This is a genomic window from Streptomyces sp. NPDC046915 (assembly GCF_040644935.1).
Classification (GTDB): Bacteria; Actinomycetota; Actinomycetes; order Streptomycetales; family Streptomycetaceae; genus Streptomyces.
Genome location: NZ_JBEYXB010000010.1, coordinates 17,410 through 33,097 on the forward strand (window position 1 = coordinate 17,410; position 15,688 = coordinate 33,097).

11 protein-coding genes are annotated in these 15,688 nt (G+C 69.9%); 2 read left to right on the forward strand and 9 right to left on the reverse strand.

Annotated elements, in window-relative coordinates; genetic code table 11:
* The first annotated feature begins 2 nt into the window (after positions 1-2).
* On the forward strand, positions 3-977 hold the full coding sequence (locus ABZ915_RS25485) for an antibiotic biosynthesis monooxygenase (protein WP_361807487.1): 975 nt from the start codon (positions 3-5) through the stop codon (positions 975-977).
* A gap of 68 nt (positions 978-1,045) precedes the next feature.
* On the opposite strand, the gene ABZ915_RS25490 is transcribed toward ABZ915_RS25485, so the two are convergent.
* From ABZ915_RS25490 to ABZ915_RS25510, 5 genes are all read right to left on the reverse strand, one after another.
* Complete coding sequence (locus ABZ915_RS25490) at positions 1,046-1,936, reverse strand: carbohydrate ABC transporter permease (RefSeq protein ID WP_361807490.1); 891 nt, start codon at positions 1,934-1,936, stop codon at positions 1,046-1,048.
* Positions 1,933-2,805, reverse strand: coding sequence for a sugar ABC transporter permease (locus tag ABZ915_RS25495; protein ID WP_361807493.1), 873 nt, complete (start codon positions 2,803-2,805; stop codon positions 1,933-1,935). Before ABZ915_RS25495 ends, ABZ915_RS25490 begins: the two co-directional genes overlap by 4 nt.
* 78 nt (positions 2,806-2,883) lie before the next feature.
* The gene (locus ABZ915_RS25500; protein ID WP_361807496.1) at positions 2,884-4,158 is read right to left on the reverse strand and encodes an ABC transporter substrate-binding protein; all 1,275 of its coding nucleotides are present in this window, start codon (positions 4,156-4,158) and stop codon (positions 2,884-2,886) included.
* A 76-nt stretch (positions 4,159-4,234) separates the two neighbouring features.
* Positions 4,235-6,124: a sugar-binding domain-containing protein gene (locus ABZ915_RS25505; protein WP_361807499.1), complete on the reverse strand. Its 1,890-nt coding sequence runs from the start codon at positions 6,122-6,124 to the stop codon at positions 4,235-4,237.
* Positions 6,125-6,191: 67 nt separating this feature from the next.
* A complete protein-coding gene (locus ABZ915_RS25510; protein ID WP_361807502.1) occupies positions 6,192-7,226 on the reverse strand; it encodes a LacI family DNA-binding transcriptional regulator in 1,035 nt (344 codons plus the stop codon).
* A gap of 270 nt (positions 7,227-7,496) precedes the next feature.
* On the opposite strand from ABZ915_RS25510, the gene ABZ915_RS25515 reads away from it, so the two are divergent.
* Positions 7,497-9,656, forward strand: a complete 2,160-nt coding sequence (locus ABZ915_RS25515; protein ID WP_361807505.1) for a ricin-type beta-trefoil lectin domain protein — start codon at positions 7,497-7,499, stop codon at positions 9,654-9,656.
* 87 nt (positions 9,657-9,743) lie between these two features.
* Here ABZ915_RS25515 and ABZ915_RS25520 read toward each other — a convergent pair whose 3' ends face one another.
* From ABZ915_RS25520 to ABZ915_RS25535, 4 genes are all read right to left on the reverse strand, one after another.
* Positions 9,744-10,034, reverse strand: coding sequence for a hypothetical protein (locus ABZ915_RS25520; RefSeq protein ID WP_361807508.1), 291 nt, complete (start codon positions 10,032-10,034; stop codon positions 9,744-9,746).
* A 360-nt stretch (positions 10,035-10,394) separates the two neighbouring features.
* The gene (locus ABZ915_RS25525; protein ID WP_361807511.1) at positions 10,395-12,572 is read right to left on the reverse strand and encodes an FUSC family protein; all 2,178 of its coding nucleotides are present in this window, start codon (positions 12,570-12,572) and stop codon (positions 10,395-10,397) included.
* A gap of 314 nt (positions 12,573-12,886) precedes the next feature.
* Complete coding sequence (locus tag ABZ915_RS25530; RefSeq protein WP_361807514.1) at positions 12,887-14,062, reverse strand: glutathione-independent formaldehyde dehydrogenase; 1,176 nt, start codon at positions 14,060-14,062, stop codon at positions 12,887-12,889.
* Between the two features lie 302 nt (positions 14,063-14,364).
* A complete protein-coding gene (locus tag ABZ915_RS25535; RefSeq protein ID WP_361807517.1) occupies positions 14,365-15,453 on the reverse strand; it encodes a hypothetical protein in 1,089 nt (362 codons plus the stop codon).
* Positions 15,454-15,688: the final 235 nt, after the last annotated feature.

Here is a 15,688-nt window from a genome sequence, read left to right on the forward strand (position 1 = left end):
GCATGAACACCGAAAAGAACGTAGCCGCCGCGGCGACGGCGATCATCGGTCAGAAGGTCCTGCCCGGGATGGAACGGGAGTTCGCGTCGTGGCAGGAGGACCTCAACGCCGCGGCCGCCTACTACCCCGGTTTCCTCGGCGCCGAGATCTCCCCGCCGACACCGCTGCAACCCGACTGGGTCGTCGTGTACCGGTTCGACTCGGTGGCGCACCTACAGGCGTGGATCAACAGCGGGACCAGGCAGACCTATCTCGACGTCGGCGCCAGGTACTTCGACGGTCCGGCGACCCAGCAGGTGGTCAGCAGCGGCACCCAGTCGCTGGATCCGCTGGTCACCGTGGTGGTCACCCACCGCGTCCCCTCGAACCAGGTCGACGACTTCCTCGCCTGGCAGCACCGCATGGTCCAGGAGGAGAGCAGGTTCGAGGGGTTTCGCGGGACCGAGCTCTTCCGCCCCATCGAGGGGCTTCAGGAGGAATGGACCACGCTGTACCGCTACGACAGCGCCGAGCACCTCGACGCCTGGCTGACGTCGCCCGAGCGGCAGGAGATCCTGGCCGAGGGCGAGCGGTTCAGCGACTTCAAGCTGCACACGATCGACAACTCGTTCGGCAGCTGGTTCGCCTTCGAGGGCAACGGCAAGGAGGCACCGCCGCCGCCCTCCGAGACCAGGACCTCCCTCGCCATCTGGGTCGGCCTGTACCCGACCGTCGTGCTGCTGACCCTCGCGCTGTCCCCGCTGCACCTGCCGCTCTGGATCGGCCTGCTCGTGGGCAACCTGCTGTCGAGTTTCATCATGAGCTTCCTGACCATGCCCTACTACGTGAACCCGCTGCTCGGACGATGGCTCAGGCCGTCCCCGGACGAACCGGCGGCAAGGGCCAATCTCCGCGGCCTCGGTGTCGTCGCCGGGGCGATGGCCTTCTGGGCCGTGGTCTTCTACCTCGTCACGGTCCGGTGGTGGACGCTGCCCTGACCGGCGACCGCCCGTGAGGTCGTAGCCTCACCCCTCGCGAGGCTACGACCGCACGGACGGTCGTGGCCTCACCCCTTGCTGACCCCGGCGGTGATACCGGCGACGATGTGCCGTTGCAGCACGAGGAAGACGACGAGCAGCGGGACGGTGCCCAGGACGACCGTGGGCAGGAGCTGGGACGTGCTGTAGGCGTGGGTGCCGATCGTGGAGTACACGTCCAGCGTCATCGTCTGTTTGCTGTCGGAGGTCAGCAGCACCAGGGGGATGACCAGGTCGTTCCAGATGGCCAGGGTGAGGGTGATGACGAGGGTCGCGGTGGCCGGGCGCAGTACGGGCAGGATGACGTGCCAGTACGTGCGCAGCGGCCCCGCCCCGTCGATGGCGGCGGCCTCCTCGAGTTCGACGGGTACGGACCTCAGGAAGCTGGTGAAGAAGAGCACGGCGAAGGGGAGGCTGATCGCGGCCTCCGCGAGGATCACCGAGGCGTAGGAGTCCAGCAGTCCGAGGTCCCGCATGAACATGTAGAGCGGAGTGATCATGACGAAGACGGGGACCGTGAGGCCGGCCACGAAGAGCTGGTAGACCGTCTTGGTCCAGCGGCGGGAGACGCGGGACATCGGCCAGGCGGCGAGTGATCCGGTCAGGATGACCAGGACGGCGGCGCCGCCGGTGATCAGGACGGTGTTGTAGAGGCTGCGCCCGTAGTTCATGGCCTGCACCGCGGTCACGTAGTTGTGCAGGTTCCAGTGGCTGGGCCAGGACAGCGGGTGGGCGGCGACGTCGGCGTCGGACTGGAGCGAGACCTTCACCATGAGCAGGATCGGGGCGACGACGACCAGGGTGACCAGGAGCAGGCCGATGTGCGAGACGGTACTGCGCAGCCTGCGCCGGCGCAGGGGCGCGGTGTCGGCCGGGGCGGGGCTGACGGCTCGGGTGGTGCCGGTGGCGGTGAGGGTCATGCCGCGACCTCCCGGCGGCGCAGGACGGTGGTGAGGAGCACGCCGACGATGATCGTGATGACGAGCAGGAGGACGGCCACCGCGGTGCCGTAGGCGAAGCGGAAGTCCTTGAAGCTGTCCACGAAGACGACGTAGCTCAGGGTCTGGGTCGAGTTGGCGGGACCGCCGTCGGTCATGATGAAGGGCAGGTCGAACACGCGCAGTGAGCCGATCGTCGACAGGGTCATGTTCACGGTGAGGGACGGCGCGAGCAGCGGCCAGTCGATGCGGCGGAACCGGGTCCAGCCGCGGGCACCGTCCAGGGATGCCGCCTCCATCAGTTCGGCGGGGATGGAGAGGTAGTTGGAGAGGAAGATGGTGGCGGTGTAGCCGAGGTACATCCAGATGTAGGACACGGCGATCGCCATCAGGGCGGTGTGGGTGTCGCCGAGCCAGGAGGTCTCCAGACCGTGCAGGCCGAGGGCGTCCATGACGGCGTCGAGCGGGCCGCCGACCGGCGAGTAGAGGAACGACCACAGGTAGGAGACGGCGACCAGGGCCATCATCGCGGGCAGCAGCAGTCCGGTGCGGGCGATGGTGCGGACCGCGGGTGAGTTGAAGAGCCAGTAGGCGATGCCCAGGCCGAGCGCGTTCTGTACGACGACCACCACGACCGTGTAGACGAGGGTGTTCTCCAGCGCGGCGAGCACCTGCGGGTCCTGGAGGGCCTCGCGGTAGTTGTCCAGGCCGACGAACGATCCGCCGATGACGCCGTGGGCGTCGGTGAGGCTGAGCAGAACGGACCTGATGGTGGGGTAGATGACGAAGAGGGCGTACAGGGCGGTGGCCGGAAGCATGAGCAGCGCGGCGGATCGGGTGGTGAGTCTCACGGCGACCTCATCGGGGGCGCGGACCGCGGGGCCTGTCGTGTGGCAGGCCCCGCACTGGTTCGGGGAACGGCTGGGGTGCTACTTCTTCGAGGGGGTCTTCGGGATGTCCTTGTCGAGCTGCTTCAGCAGCGCGCCGGTGTCCATGGACGGGTTGTTGAAGAGCGCGTTGAGCTGAGCGGTGAACTTGTCCTCGGAGTTCGGGTAGTTGGGCACCTCGACCTGGGAGGGGCTGGTGTTGCCGGCGGCGAAGGCGGCGGCGACCGGGGCGGACTGGGCGACCTTCGGGCTCGGCACGTCGGTCAGCGTGCTGAAGCAGCTCTCGGCCTTGAGGTAGGCGCTGTCCTGCTTCGGCTGCGACATGAAGTCCACGTACTGTTCGGCCGCGTCCTGGTGCGAGGTGGCGCCGTTGACCGACCAGCCCGAGCCGATGAAGGTGAAGGTCTTCGGCTTGCTGCCCGCCGGGCCGCCGGGGAAGGGGTTGAGCGTGAAGTCGAACTTGGCGCTCTCCTGGTAGTGCTTCAGGTCCCAGGCGCCGTCGACGTAGAAGGCCCACTTGCCCGCGGCGAACTGCGAGACACCCTGGCTGAACGGGTCCAGACCGTTCATGGTCTTGCCGTCGACGAGGCCGCTGGTCAGCAGCTGCTTGAGGTGGTCGATCACCGGGCTCCAGCTTGCGGCCCAGGTGGAGCCGCCCTTGTCGTAGCCGCTGCCCCAGTTCGGGTCGACGAGGTTGGCGGCCAGGGCGAGGGAGACCTGTTCGGCGTCCCAGCCCTTGAGGTTGGGGATCTCCAGGCCGCCGATCTTCTTCGCCTTCAGCTTCTTGAGGTCGCTGATCAGTTCCGGCCAGGTCTGCGGAACCTGCTTGATGCCCGCCTTCTTCAGCAGGTTCAGGTTGGCGTACAGGCCGATCGGGATGTTCTGCTGGACGAAGTCGTACGTCTTGCCGTCGACCTGCGTGTACGGGGCCAGGTTGGGCATCATCCGCTTGACCCAGGGCTGGTCGCTGAGGTCGGCGAGGAAGCCCTGCTGCTGCCAGGTGGTCAGGCGGCTCTTGTTGACCATGAGGACGTCCGCGGCGGTTCCCGCGGCGAGCCGGGTGTTGTTGTAGGCGTCGTACTCGGTGTTGGCCACGTACTTGTAGTCGACCTTGATGTCGGGGTGGGCCTTCTCGAAGGCGGCGTTGATGGCCGGGATGTCGGCGATCTCGTTGCCGCCGCCCTCGAAGCCGACCACGGTGAGGAGGGTCTTTCCGTCGGCGGTGGTGCCGGAGGAGGAGGACGAACAGGCGGCCAGGACGAGGGCGAAGGCCGAGGCGGCTGCGACTGCGGTCAGCCGGCGAAGGCGAGTTCTCACTGCGGGCTCCTTGGAGGGTGGGTGGGGCGGACGGGATGGTTGCTTCGGCGCGGGGGGACGCATGCGCCGGCGCCCGTCAGGGCTGGTCGAGTTCGTAGGCCGCGGTCCGGGACTGGATCTTCCGGATGCGTGCGACGTCGAGCTTCTCGGTCCGGTCGAACCGGTAGACGCCGTTCTGTTCCTGGAAGACGTCGGTGAGCTGCGTGAAGCAGTAACCGAACATCAGGGGGTCGTCGATCAGGACGCCCACCAGGCCGGCGAAACGCTCGTACCAGGCCTCTTCGCTCCGGGGCGTGGTGCCGTAGCCCCAGGAACCGGTGTCGGGCAGCCCCGCCTGGTCGGTCGGCCAGTGGATACCGCCGAACTCGCTGCAGAAGTAGGGCTGTTGGGCGTACGGCAGGGACCAGGCGCTGCCGTCCGGTGCCGCGTTCACGTACGGCTTGCCGTCGGCGAGGCCCGCCATGTCACGCGCGAAGCGTTCGGGGTCCTGCTCGTAGTTGTGGGAGTCGTAGACGTCGGTCTCGGGCACGCGGTGGGAGTATCCCGAGCTGTCGATCACCGGCCGGGTCCGGTCGGCGGCCTTGGTGGCGAGGAACATGCCCCGGGTGACGTCGTCGAGGACGGTGATGCGGTCGGTGATCTTCTGGAAGGTCTCGTTGAGGGGGCACCAGCCGATGATCGATGGGTGCGAGTAGTCCCGCTGGAGGACTTCGAGCCACTGGGTGATGAACGAGGCGGTCGGAGCCTGGTGTTCGGGCCGTGCTCCCGCCCTGGCGCCCCAGTCGCCGAACTCCCCCCACACCAGGTAGCCGAGACGGTCGGCGTGGTGGAGGAACCGCTCCTCGAAGACCTTCTGGTGCAGGCGTGCGCCGTTGAAGCCGGCGGCCATCGACAGTTCGATGTCGCGCACGAGGGACTCGTCGTCCGGCGCCGTCATCAGGCCGCCCGGGTACCAGCCCTGGTCCAGGACGAGACGCTGGAAGACACGCCGCCCGTTGAGCAGGACGGCGTGGCCGTCGATCGTCACGGACCGCAGGCCCGCGTAGCTCGCGACCGAGTCGACCAGTTCGCCCTCGGCGGTGTGTATGTCGAGGGTGAGCGTGTACAGGTGCGGGTCGCCCGGCTGCCACAGCCGGCGCCGCTCGGCGGGGATGTCCAGGACGAGGTGTGCCGTGGGGTCCGCGTCGAGCGGAGCCGTCGCCTCGGTGATCGTTCCGTCGTTGTCGGCGAGGACGGCGCGGCAGTGGTGGCCCGGGGCCGTGGCGGAGACCGGGAGGTCGAGCAGGAACCGGCCGCCGGCCGTGTCCGGGGTGATGCGCGGCCGGAGCAGGTGGACCCGGGGGACGGGCTCCAGCCAGACGGTCTGCCAGATGCCCGTGGTCCGCGGGTAGAACGCCTCGTAGGTGTCGTACCGGGTGGACTGCTTGCCGCGGGCCTGGACGCCGGCCCGGCTGTCCCGCGCCCGCACCACGAGGTCCGGCGCGGTGCCCGGGGCGGCGAACTCGGTGATGTCGAGGGTGAAGCCGCTGAAGCCGCCCCGGTGGCGGCCCACCTCGTGCCCGTCGACCCACACCGTCGTGTCGTGGTCGACGGCCTGGAAGTGCAGCAGGACGCGCTGCCCGGCCCATTCGTGCGGGATCCGGAGCGTGCGCCGGTACCAGACGGCCTCCAGGAAGTCCTGGCAGCCGATGCCCGACAGCGGGGCCTCGGGGGCGAAGGGGACGGTGATCTCGGAGGCGAGTTCCCGGTGCAGCAGGCCGCGCTCCAGACCGGTGTCGGCCTGGTCGATCTCGAACTGCCAGGTGCCGTTGAGGCTGAGCCAGTCCCGGCGCACGAACTGGGGCCGGGGGTACTCCGGCCGGGGCGGGGCCGCGGGGGCGGCCACGGTGGGACCGCCGCCGTCCCGGGGACCGGGACCGTGTCCCGCCGGGGAGGCGCCGCTTTGCATCGATGCAAAATCGTTCACGCCACGGAGTATCAGACGATTCTTTGCAACGATGCAATCCGCCGTTCATAACGAAACGGCATCGAGCTCACACGGGTCGGGCGGCCCCTGGACCGACTGTGCTCTCCCTGACCACCAGTCGATGGGAAGCCGTGATCTCCACGGGCGCGTCGTACGTGTCGGACTCGATCCTGGCCAGGATCCGCTCCACCGCGGCACGCGCCAACTGGTGCTTGTCGGGGGCGATGGTGGTCAGGGTGGGGCTGCTGTAGCGGCCGTCCTCGATGTCGTCGAAGCCGGCCAGCGCCAGGTCCTCGGGGATGCGCAGGCCCCGGGAGAAGGCCACGCGCATGGCGCCCAGGGCCAGCAGATCGCTGAAGCAGAACACGGCGTCCGGCGGGTCGGGGTGGTCCAGGAGCCGCGTCATCGCCGCGGCTCCGTGCCGGCGTTCGTAGTGCGGGATGGGCACCATGAGCGACTCGTCCACGGTGAGGCCGGCCTGCTCGAACGCCTCCAGGTAGCCGCGGGTGCGCAGGACCGCGGTACCGTCCGTGGGGTCCTGCTGGACGCCGATGGCGGCGATGCGCCGGCGCCCCAGGCCGATGAGATGGGCCGTCATCTCCCGTGCGGCGGTGACGTTGTCGATGGCGACGTGGTCGGCGCCGGAGTCGAAGATCTTCTCGCCGAGCAGGAGGATGGGCGCCGGGCCGTGCCGCGACTCGAGGTCGGCGGCGGTCAGGGCGAGCGGGCTGACGATCACGCCGTCGAAACTGACCGCCCGCGACGCCTCCATGATCAGTTCCCGCTCCCGTTCGACGTCGCCGTCGGTCTGGTCGATGAGGACGGCGTATCCGCGGGCGCGTGCCTCGCCGATGATCAGACGTACGAGTTCGGCGAAGTAGGGCACGTCGAGCGCTGGCACCACCAGCGCGATGATGCGCGTACGTCCCTGTTTCAGATTGCGGGCCATCAGGTTGGGGCGGTATCCGAGCGCGTCGATCGCCGCCTGGACCCGCACCTTGGTGGCATCGGTCACCCGGGCGTAGCCGTTGACCACATTGGACACCGTGCGGATCGAGACGCCGGCACGCTCGGCGACGTCTCGGAGCGTGGGGGCCGTCATGACGTGTTGACCTCTCTGGCCGGGCGGTGCGCGGCGGTGCGGACACCTGGTGCGGACAGTCTAGGTGATTGCATCGATGCAAAACTTGCCGCCAAAGCATTGCGCCAGGCCGTCGTGCGGCTCCATACTCCCCGACTGCGGGCATTGCCATCGTTGCAAAGGGCGCCCGCCGCGCCCGCCGCACCCGCCGTACCCGCGCCGTACCCGCCGCGCCCGCCGTCCCCGCACGGACGGGCCGCGCTCCCACCCGTCACCGCGCAAGGAGCCGCCATGGCCGCTTCGCCACCGCACGACCGTCGCAGACGGCGTGCGCGCCTCCTGCTCAGCCTGCTCGCCTCGGTCCTTCTCTGCCTGTTCGCCCTGCCGACCAGCGCCTTCGCCAACACCCCGGGCAACGTCCTGTACAGCCCCTCGTCCGGCACGGAGGGCATGGCCTACACCCGCATGATCCGCCTGCACTACAGCGGCTCGGCCGACGGAACACTGCTCGCGAGCTTCGAGCACTGGAGCACCGACGGCGGCTCCAGCTCGTATGTGATCCGCCGCAGCACCGACGACGGCGCCTCGTGGTCCACCCTGTCGACGGTCCCCGGCGACACCTTCTCCTACCAGCCCTTCCTCTTCGAGTATCCGCGGACCCTCGGGTCCTACCCGGCCGGAACCCTGCTGCTGGTGGGCGCCACACTGCCCGCCGACCGGTCCGGAGTGACGTTCCGGGAATGGCGCAGCACCGACCACGGCGCCACATGGACCTATGTGGGTGCCCCGCAGACCGCGCACGGAGCCGACGGCAGCGGAATCTGGGAACCCTTCGTCGCCCTGGACTCCGCCGGCAAGATGCTCATGTACTTCTCCGACGAGCGCCAGAACACCGCCTACAGCCAGTTCCTCGGGCACATCGTCTCCACGGACGGCGGTGACACCTGGAGCGCCAACCCCGACGGCAGCACGCGGGTGGCGCCCGGCGAGGTCAAGGACGTCGCCAGCGCCACTCGGGCGGACCGGCCCGGCATGATCACCGTGGCCCGTATCCCGTCCACGGGAACCTACGTGGCCAGTTACGAGGTGTGCGGTCCGCAGAACTGCCTCGTGCACACCAAGACGTCCTCCGACGGCGACACCTGGGGCAGCGGCCCCTCCGACCTGGGCACCGTCCCGCGGACCGACGACGGCCGGGAGCTGTACGGCACCCCCGTCATCGCCTGGAGCCCGGCCGGCGGTTCGAAGGGCGAGCTCATGCTCTCCGGCCACACCGAGTCACGCCTGGCCGGCGGGGCCCCCGAGAACCAGCAGGTGGTCCTCCTCAACACCGCCGGCGGCAGCGGCTCCTGGTCCTGGATGCCCTCGCCCATCGCGGTGCCCACCAGTGGAGCCTCGTCCAACTGCGGCATCAACTACAGCCCTGAGCTGCTGCCCTCGGCCGACGGCAGGAGCGTGCGCTACAGCGCGGCGGGCGTCGCCGGTCCCTACGACTGTCAGGAGCTCACCGGCACGGGCAACGCCGGCGTCCTGCCGTACACCGCCGACTTCTCCTCCGACGACGGTGGTTGGACGCGGTACGGCGGCACCTGGTCGGCTGCCGGCGGCACCTACACCGAGTCCGCCGCGGGCACCGGCGGCAACAAGGCCGTCACCGGCTCCACCGGCTGGACCGACTACACCCTCCAGGGAGATGTCCGCCTCGGCGGCACGAGCGGCAACGGCAACGCCGGCTTCCTGGTACGCGCCACCGACCCGACCACCGGCGCCGACGACGTCAACGGCTACTACGTCGGTGTCACCGGCTCCAGCCTCGTGATCGGACGCGAGAGCCACGGCTGGACCCAGCTGGGCAGCACGCCGATCTCCGGCGGCCTGTCCGCTGGCACCTGGTACCACCTGAGCGTCCAGGTCACCGGCTGCGTCCTCTCCGTCCAGGGCACGCCGTCCGGCTCCTGGACCAATCCCGCCTACCTGAGCCTGAACGACTGTGCCTTCTCACACGGCTCGGTCGGGGTCCGCGACTACGACACCACCGCCTCCTGGCGCGGCATCAGCGTCCGCACGGCGGGCGCCGTCACCGGTCCGGGCGCCACCGGCAAGTGCCTCGACGTCGACACCAACACGAACACCAACCAGAACGCGGCCCAGCTCTGGGACTGCAACCAGGTCCCCGGGCAACAGTGGACGGCCGCCGCCGACGGCACCCTGCGCGCCTTCGGCAAGTGCCTCGACATCGACAAGAACGCCACGGCCGACTTCAGCAAGGTCCAGCTCTACGACTGCAACGGCGCGGGCGGCCAGCAGTGGGTCCCCCGAGCCGACGGCAGCCTGTACAACCCCCAGTCCGGACGTTGCCTGGACGACCCCCAGGGCAACACGGCGAACGGAACCCAGCTTCAGATCTACGCCTGCAACGGGCTGTCCACCCAGGTGTGGCACCTGCCCTGAGCTTCGCTCTCGACGTCACACCGCGCAGCGCGGGCCGGGGGTCACCGCCGGCCCGCGCTCTGCCAGCCACGGGGGACGCGGTCCGCCTCACCGACCGGCTGGGTCGGCAACCACGGCTACCTGGGCAAGCCCGCCGACGCCACCTCCGGTCTGAACCTTCTCGGAGTTCGCAACTACGACCCGGTCACCGGCCGCTTCTTCGGGAAGCGACCCCAATGGCCTGTCCTGGTACTCGGGCTGGGGCAGCTCGATCGGCAGCTTCTTCTGCGGCGTGGGCGACAGCTTCGTCGGCGACCCGTGGCAGTGGAGCGTCAACAAGCTCTCCGACGGCTGGAACGCGTTCTCCGGCATGGCCAACGGCGACAACACGTGGTCCAACGGCTGGACGGGCTACTCGAACGAGACCCCGTTCCAGCTCGGCTGCACGGGCTATGTCGACGACCACCCGCTGGCCGACCTGTCCGGCGTCGACACCGGGTCGAAGTCGTATGTCGCCGGTCAGTGGACGGTCACGGTCGGCACCTTCGCCGCCGACGGCTACGCCGCCTACAAGGCGGTCAGCGAACGCTTCCTGGACGAGCTGGAGACGGACGGGGGCGAGAGCGGGAACCAGATGAACGTATTCCACGTTCTCAAGGCCATCTTGCGGGATGCCTATGACGATCGTCATGAAGGGGGGTTGTGGCCTCCGGGAGGTGCCCCTTTCCAGGAGGCGCGGCGCTCTCTGTCGCCGCGCCGTCACCCACCCCGGTGCGCGGGCCCTGATCCGTTACCTTCCGCAGCCAGGGTCGCCCGCACCCGCTGCTCCTCGCGAGCAGAGCCGACATCCCGTTCCAGGGGCGTGCGGCTCACGGCTGTCGCGAGGTCCTCCAAGGCCCTTTTTTGCAGTTCCGCTTCGCGCCGCACGACCGGGCTCCCGTTGCCGGCGGCGGCGTCCTCCCACGCGTGGAGCGCCTCCTCCACGCGTCCCCAGTCCGGATTCCTGTGCTCGCGCACGGCGACTGCTGCCTTCGCGGTGTCCGTCTCCAGGGCCTCGGCGAATCGCTCCGCCTCGGGGACGAAACGGCTGTCGGCCCGCGGGACGTGGCTCTCCATGAGCATCGCCGCGCGGCCGAACCCCTTGAGCGCCTCCTGCGCCTCCTGCGCCTCCCGCGACGTCAGACCCCTGGGGCGGACCGGTTCCTGCCGTGCCCGGTCGTATGCCTCCTGCCAGGCGGCACGTGCCTCCCTGCTCTCCAGCAGTGCCCTGCGCATGTCGGCGTGATGCTCCCGGGTCGGTTCGGCGTAGTCGCGCAGCACCGCGGCCGCGTAGCGGCCGTTGGCGGCGAGCCAGTCCGCGAGCCGGCCCGGCAGCCGGGGTGTCTCCCATGCGGGGAACACCACGTACGCCAGCATCGCCAGGGTCCCGCCGAGCAGGGTGAGCACCACCCGCTCCGGGACCGTCTGCTCCCATGCCTGGCCGCCCATGCCGAGCAGGAAGACGACGTACGCGGCGGTGAAGCACTGGGAGTAGGCGTAGCCGGTACGGTTCAGCGTGTACGACAGGCCCACCGAGACCACCGCCAGCGCGCCGAACACGTGGGCGTCCGGGCCCAGGGCCCGCACCATCCCGGTGGCGAGCGCGACCCCCGCCAGGGTCCCGGCGAGACGGGCCACCGCACGCGCGTACGTCCGGTGGAAGTCCGGCCGCATCACCATCACCGAGGCGATGGGCGCCCAGTAGCCGTGGCCCAGGGGTAGCCGAGCGGCGATCAGATAGCCGAGCGTGGCCACCGCCGCCAGGCGGACGGCGTGCCGGAACACGGGCGAGTCCTGGCGGAGCTCACGGCGCACCGCCCGGACGACGACCGGGACCAGCCGGAGCATTGTCGGGCGCACCAGGAACTCGGCGCCGGCGGGGCCGGGCGGCGTGGGCGTCCTCCCGGGCGCGCAGCCGCAACCGGCGATCTCCAACGCCTCGCCGAGCAGTTCCACGAGCCGCTCGGCGGCTTGCCGCGCTGGGCCCTCCAGCACCTCGTGCTCCTCGTCGACGCGCAGGACGTCCGTGCTCTCGGGCCGCACCTCGGCGGGAGTGCCGCGGCGGATCGACCGGGCGGCCGCATCCAGGACGTCGGCGGCCGCGTCGAGCAACTCCCGCGCGCGGTCCCGCCCTGGTCCCTCCGCGGGGGCGCCCACGTCCGGGTCGGCGAGCGCCGCGACCACCGGTCTGATGCGCTCGGCGAGTCCCCGGGGGCCGTGCAGGACGGGGGGACGGGTGCGGGCCTGTGACGGCGTCACGGCAGCCGCGTCCCGGGCCGTCATCAACGGCTCCGGGTCGAACGGGGCGGTCGGGTCGTGCCGCAACCGGCGGGCGTAGTCCGCCACGGCGGCCAGGGCGTCGGCGAGCGCGTCACGATGCGCTCCCCAACGCCGGATCGGGAACAGCAGGATCAGCACGGCCTGCGTCACGCCCCCGAGTGCGATGACCCCGGCGTGCTCCAGGGCGCGCCCGATGCTCGTGGGCAAGGTGATGGTCACGAGCATGCTGCCCACGGTCGTCGCGGCGACGATCCCAGCGGTCGATCCGACGGCCCACGCCATACCCGCGGCAAAGGCCCATACGGCCAGCAGCGGCAGGAACGTCACGAGTCGCCCCGCCGCCAGGTAGCCCACGAAGGTGCTGAGCGCCAGACCCGCGCCCGTGCCGAGCGCGACCACCTTGCGCGGACGCCAGCTGCGCTGGAAGGTGGCCCCACCCGCGGAGTAGGCGCCGAGGGCGGCGGACGCCGCATACGCGGGGGAGACCAGCCACAGCGTCGGCCCGATGACGATCGCCACCCCAGCGGCCGCACGCAGCGCGAGCAGGGGCTCCAGCCGCGTCTCCTCGATCGTGAGCCCGGATCGCACGACCTCCCCGAAGGCCCGCAGCCACGTCACGGGTGTCCGCCTGGCCGGAACGCCCTGGCGCGTCGCGTCGGCCTGGTTGAGGTGCGGCAACCGTCGGGCAAGGAAGCCTCCCACACGACCCGCTGGCCGGCCGGCGGCCGCAGCCGCCGGAGGGGGTGCTGCCCCTGCGGACACTGCTGAGCGTCCGCCGTCCGTCCGCCAGGCCGGAGCGCGGGCAATCGTTGTTGGTTCAGGTCCGGCCGGAGCGCGGCGATTGCCCCAAGCCCGTCCGGCGGACGGGCAGATCGCCACCCGTCCCCCGGACCGGCCCAGGGGAAACAGGGGGCACGGCGGCCCCGATTCTCTTACCGCTTATGGCCGTTCCCGTGTCCGTTCGGATGCAGGACCACCTTGGTCCAGCCCTCGTCACGGGCGTCGAAGTGCTCGTAGGCGGTGGGGGCCTCGTCCAGGCTGAGTTCGTGGGAGACGACGAAGCTCGGCTTCGCCTTCCCGCCGGCGATCAGGTCCCGCAGGGCCCGGTTGTACCTCTTCACCGGCGCCTGCCCGGTTCCCATGTGCTGGCCCTTGAACCACATCATGCCGAAGTCGATCGGGACCTTGCCCTGGGCCTCCAGCTCGTTCTGGGCCTCCGCGCCGCCGGGGTCCTGGGGCAGGAACACGCCCACCACGCCGATGTCGCCCGTGAACCTGACCGAGTCGATCAGGCCGTTGAGCGTGAGGCTGGCGTCCTCGTGTCCCTGGGGGTCGTGGGCCTGGTAGCCGACGCATTCGCAGCCGTTGTCGGCGCCCAGACCGAGGGTGGCCTCCTTGACGACCTCCGCCGGGTTCTGCTCGGCGGTGTTGATCGGGATGGCCCCGATCTCCTCCGCCTTGCGCAGCCGGTCGGGCTGGTGGTCGGCCGTCCAGACGCGGCCGGCACCCTTGAGGAGGGCGGAGTAGGTCGCCATCAGCCCGACGGGACCGGCCCCGAAGACGATCGTCTGGTCGCCCGGCTTGACGTGGGCCATCTCGGTGGCGTGGTAGCCGGTGGGGAAGATGTCGGCGAGCATCACGTAGTCGGTCTGCCGCTCGGCGGCGTCCTCGCCCAGACGCAGCGCGTTGAAGTCGCCGTAGGGCACGCGCAGCAGCTCCGCCTGGCCACCCTGATAGGGGCCCATGTCGGCGAATCCGTAGGCGGCTCCGGCGAGGGCCGGCTCCGGCTGCATGGTCAGGCAGTAGTTGGTCAGACCCCGCTCGCACTGCTTGCAGAAGCCGCAGGCGATGTTGAAGGGCAGGACCACGTACTCGCCCACCTGGACCTTGCGGACGGCCGAGCCGACCTCCACCACCTGGCCCATGTTCTCGTGCCCCAGGGTGCGGCCGGACTCGAACGAGGTGCGGCCCTCGTACATGTGCAGGTCCGAACCACAGATGTTCGTGGTGGTGATCTTGACGATGATGTCGCAGGGGTGTTCGATCTTCGCGTCCGGTACGTCCTTCACTGTGACCGTTCGCGGTCCTTCGTATACCGCTGCCTTCATGATGACTTCCCTCGATGTCGCGGCATGGCGGTGATGGAGAGGGCGCAAAGAGCCTGACTCTCGGAATTGCTGCGACGGGGTCCGGGGCTCCGGCACGCCTCTGCGGGCCGTTCCTGGATCAGGTGGAACGGTCGTTTTGCCGCCGGCCCCGCCAGGCGGAGCTTCGGCGCTCCGGCGGCGTGCCGTGCGGGTCCCCGTCGACCCCCGAGACGAAACAACCACGAACCGACCGATCAGCGGAAATCTCCGGACCCGGACGACCACCAACCGACGGCACATCTCCGACTGAGGTCACCCGCTAGTCACCGTGGGTCGTCCTGCAGCACGCTGCGACGCTCCTGTTCGCGCTTGGAGTAGGCGGCTGCCCGGATCGCCTCGTCGCTCTCCAGGCCCGATCCCAGCGCGCCACCCACCGTGGCGACCGAAGCGACGAACCAGGCCAGCGTCCAGTACTCCGTGGCGTGCAGCTGCGTTCGTGTCGTGGAAGCGAACAGCCGGTCGTTGAGGATGAACAGCGCCCACACCAGGTCAATGACCAACAAACCCGCGTAGCAGACGACCACCCCGATGCCGACGGTCATGATCGTGGACGCGTTGTAGAGAGCCGCCCTCTTGCTCGCCTCCGTCGAGACCTCATCCGTTCGATGCCACAGGTTCGCGTCCACGATCAGCCAGCCGATCATGAGCGCGACAGACCCGACCATGGCGATCACCAGGCGTGGCGTGCTCAGGGAGGTGGCCAGGGTCCAGACGGTGGAGTTCACGGTGGCGACCGCTGCCGTGGCGAGGGCGGCCGCCAGGGCTTTCGACAAGCCCGGCACCAGGCGCCACGGCCGGTTGGCGCGGACCATACCGCCGAGCACCCTCAGGTAACCGCGCGGCCCACTGACGACGTACCGCAGATCGGCGATCTCCTCCTCACCGACCTGGCCCGGATGGATGGGCGCGAGACGACGGATGAAGGGCCCCCGCAGCGGCTGACTCCCCGGAGGCCCTTCAGACCCAGTGGCCTGCGGGCCCGCCAAGCTGAGCACGGCTTCTTCCACGGCCTGCCGGGCCCTGGTCTGCAGCCGGAAGCCCCCCAGCGTGGGAAGAGACAGCAGCGCCAAGCCGTGTTCGTGACTCAGATCCACCACGAGCTTGCGCCCGTGCGAGTGCAGCGGAAGGTCGGTGAGGGCCACGACGATGTCCCAGTTTTCCGCACTTCCGCGGTCCATGATCCTGCGCGTCAACGTGGACAGGTCCTCGGTCCCCGCGGTGAAGGGCTCACTGACCACCTCGACGTCGAACCGCCGCCCCTGGCCTGACCTGTCGGCGAGCCGATCAGGAAGCACCCGGGCCATGCGCTGCGCGATCTCCGTCGGCGCATCCGGATCCGCCAGAAGAGCCACGACCGTAACGCCCTGAGACGACACCCGCATGACTCCCTCTCGTCGGCTGTCCCCGTGATCGCGAGTGCCCACAGCTGCCCCCGAGGTAACACCGCCGCCGCGTGACACGCCGGCCCCTGTCGGCTGGTGCGGGCGGTACGGTCAGATCTCTTCGTCCTCCCGGGGACAGGCGAAGGCCCCGACTGGTTCGGGGGATCCCCAGCCGGGGCCGATCGAGAGTGGGCGCGAAGGGCGG

Bases quoted from the DNA above. Each gene is read 5' to 3' on its own strand.
- ABZ915_RS25485 (WP_361807487.1), top strand. From the start codon at position 3: ATGAACACCGAAAAGAACGTAGCCGCCGCGGCGACGGCGATCATCGGT.
- ABZ915_RS25490 (WP_361807490.1), bottom strand. From the start codon at position 1,936: ATGACCCTCACCGCCACCGGCACCACCCGAGCCGTCAGCCCCGCCCCG.
- ABZ915_RS25510 (WP_361807502.1), bottom strand. From the start codon at position 7,226: ATGACGGCCCCCACGCTCCGAGACGTCGCCGAGCGTGCCGGCGTCTCG.
- ABZ915_RS25515 (WP_361807505.1), top strand. From the start codon at position 7,497: ATGGCCGCTTCGCCACCGCACGACCGTCGCAGACGGCGTGCGCGCCTC.
- ABZ915_RS25530 (WP_361807514.1), bottom strand. From the start codon at position 14,062: ATGAAGGCAGCGGTATACGAAGGACCGCGAACGGTCACAGTGAAGGAC.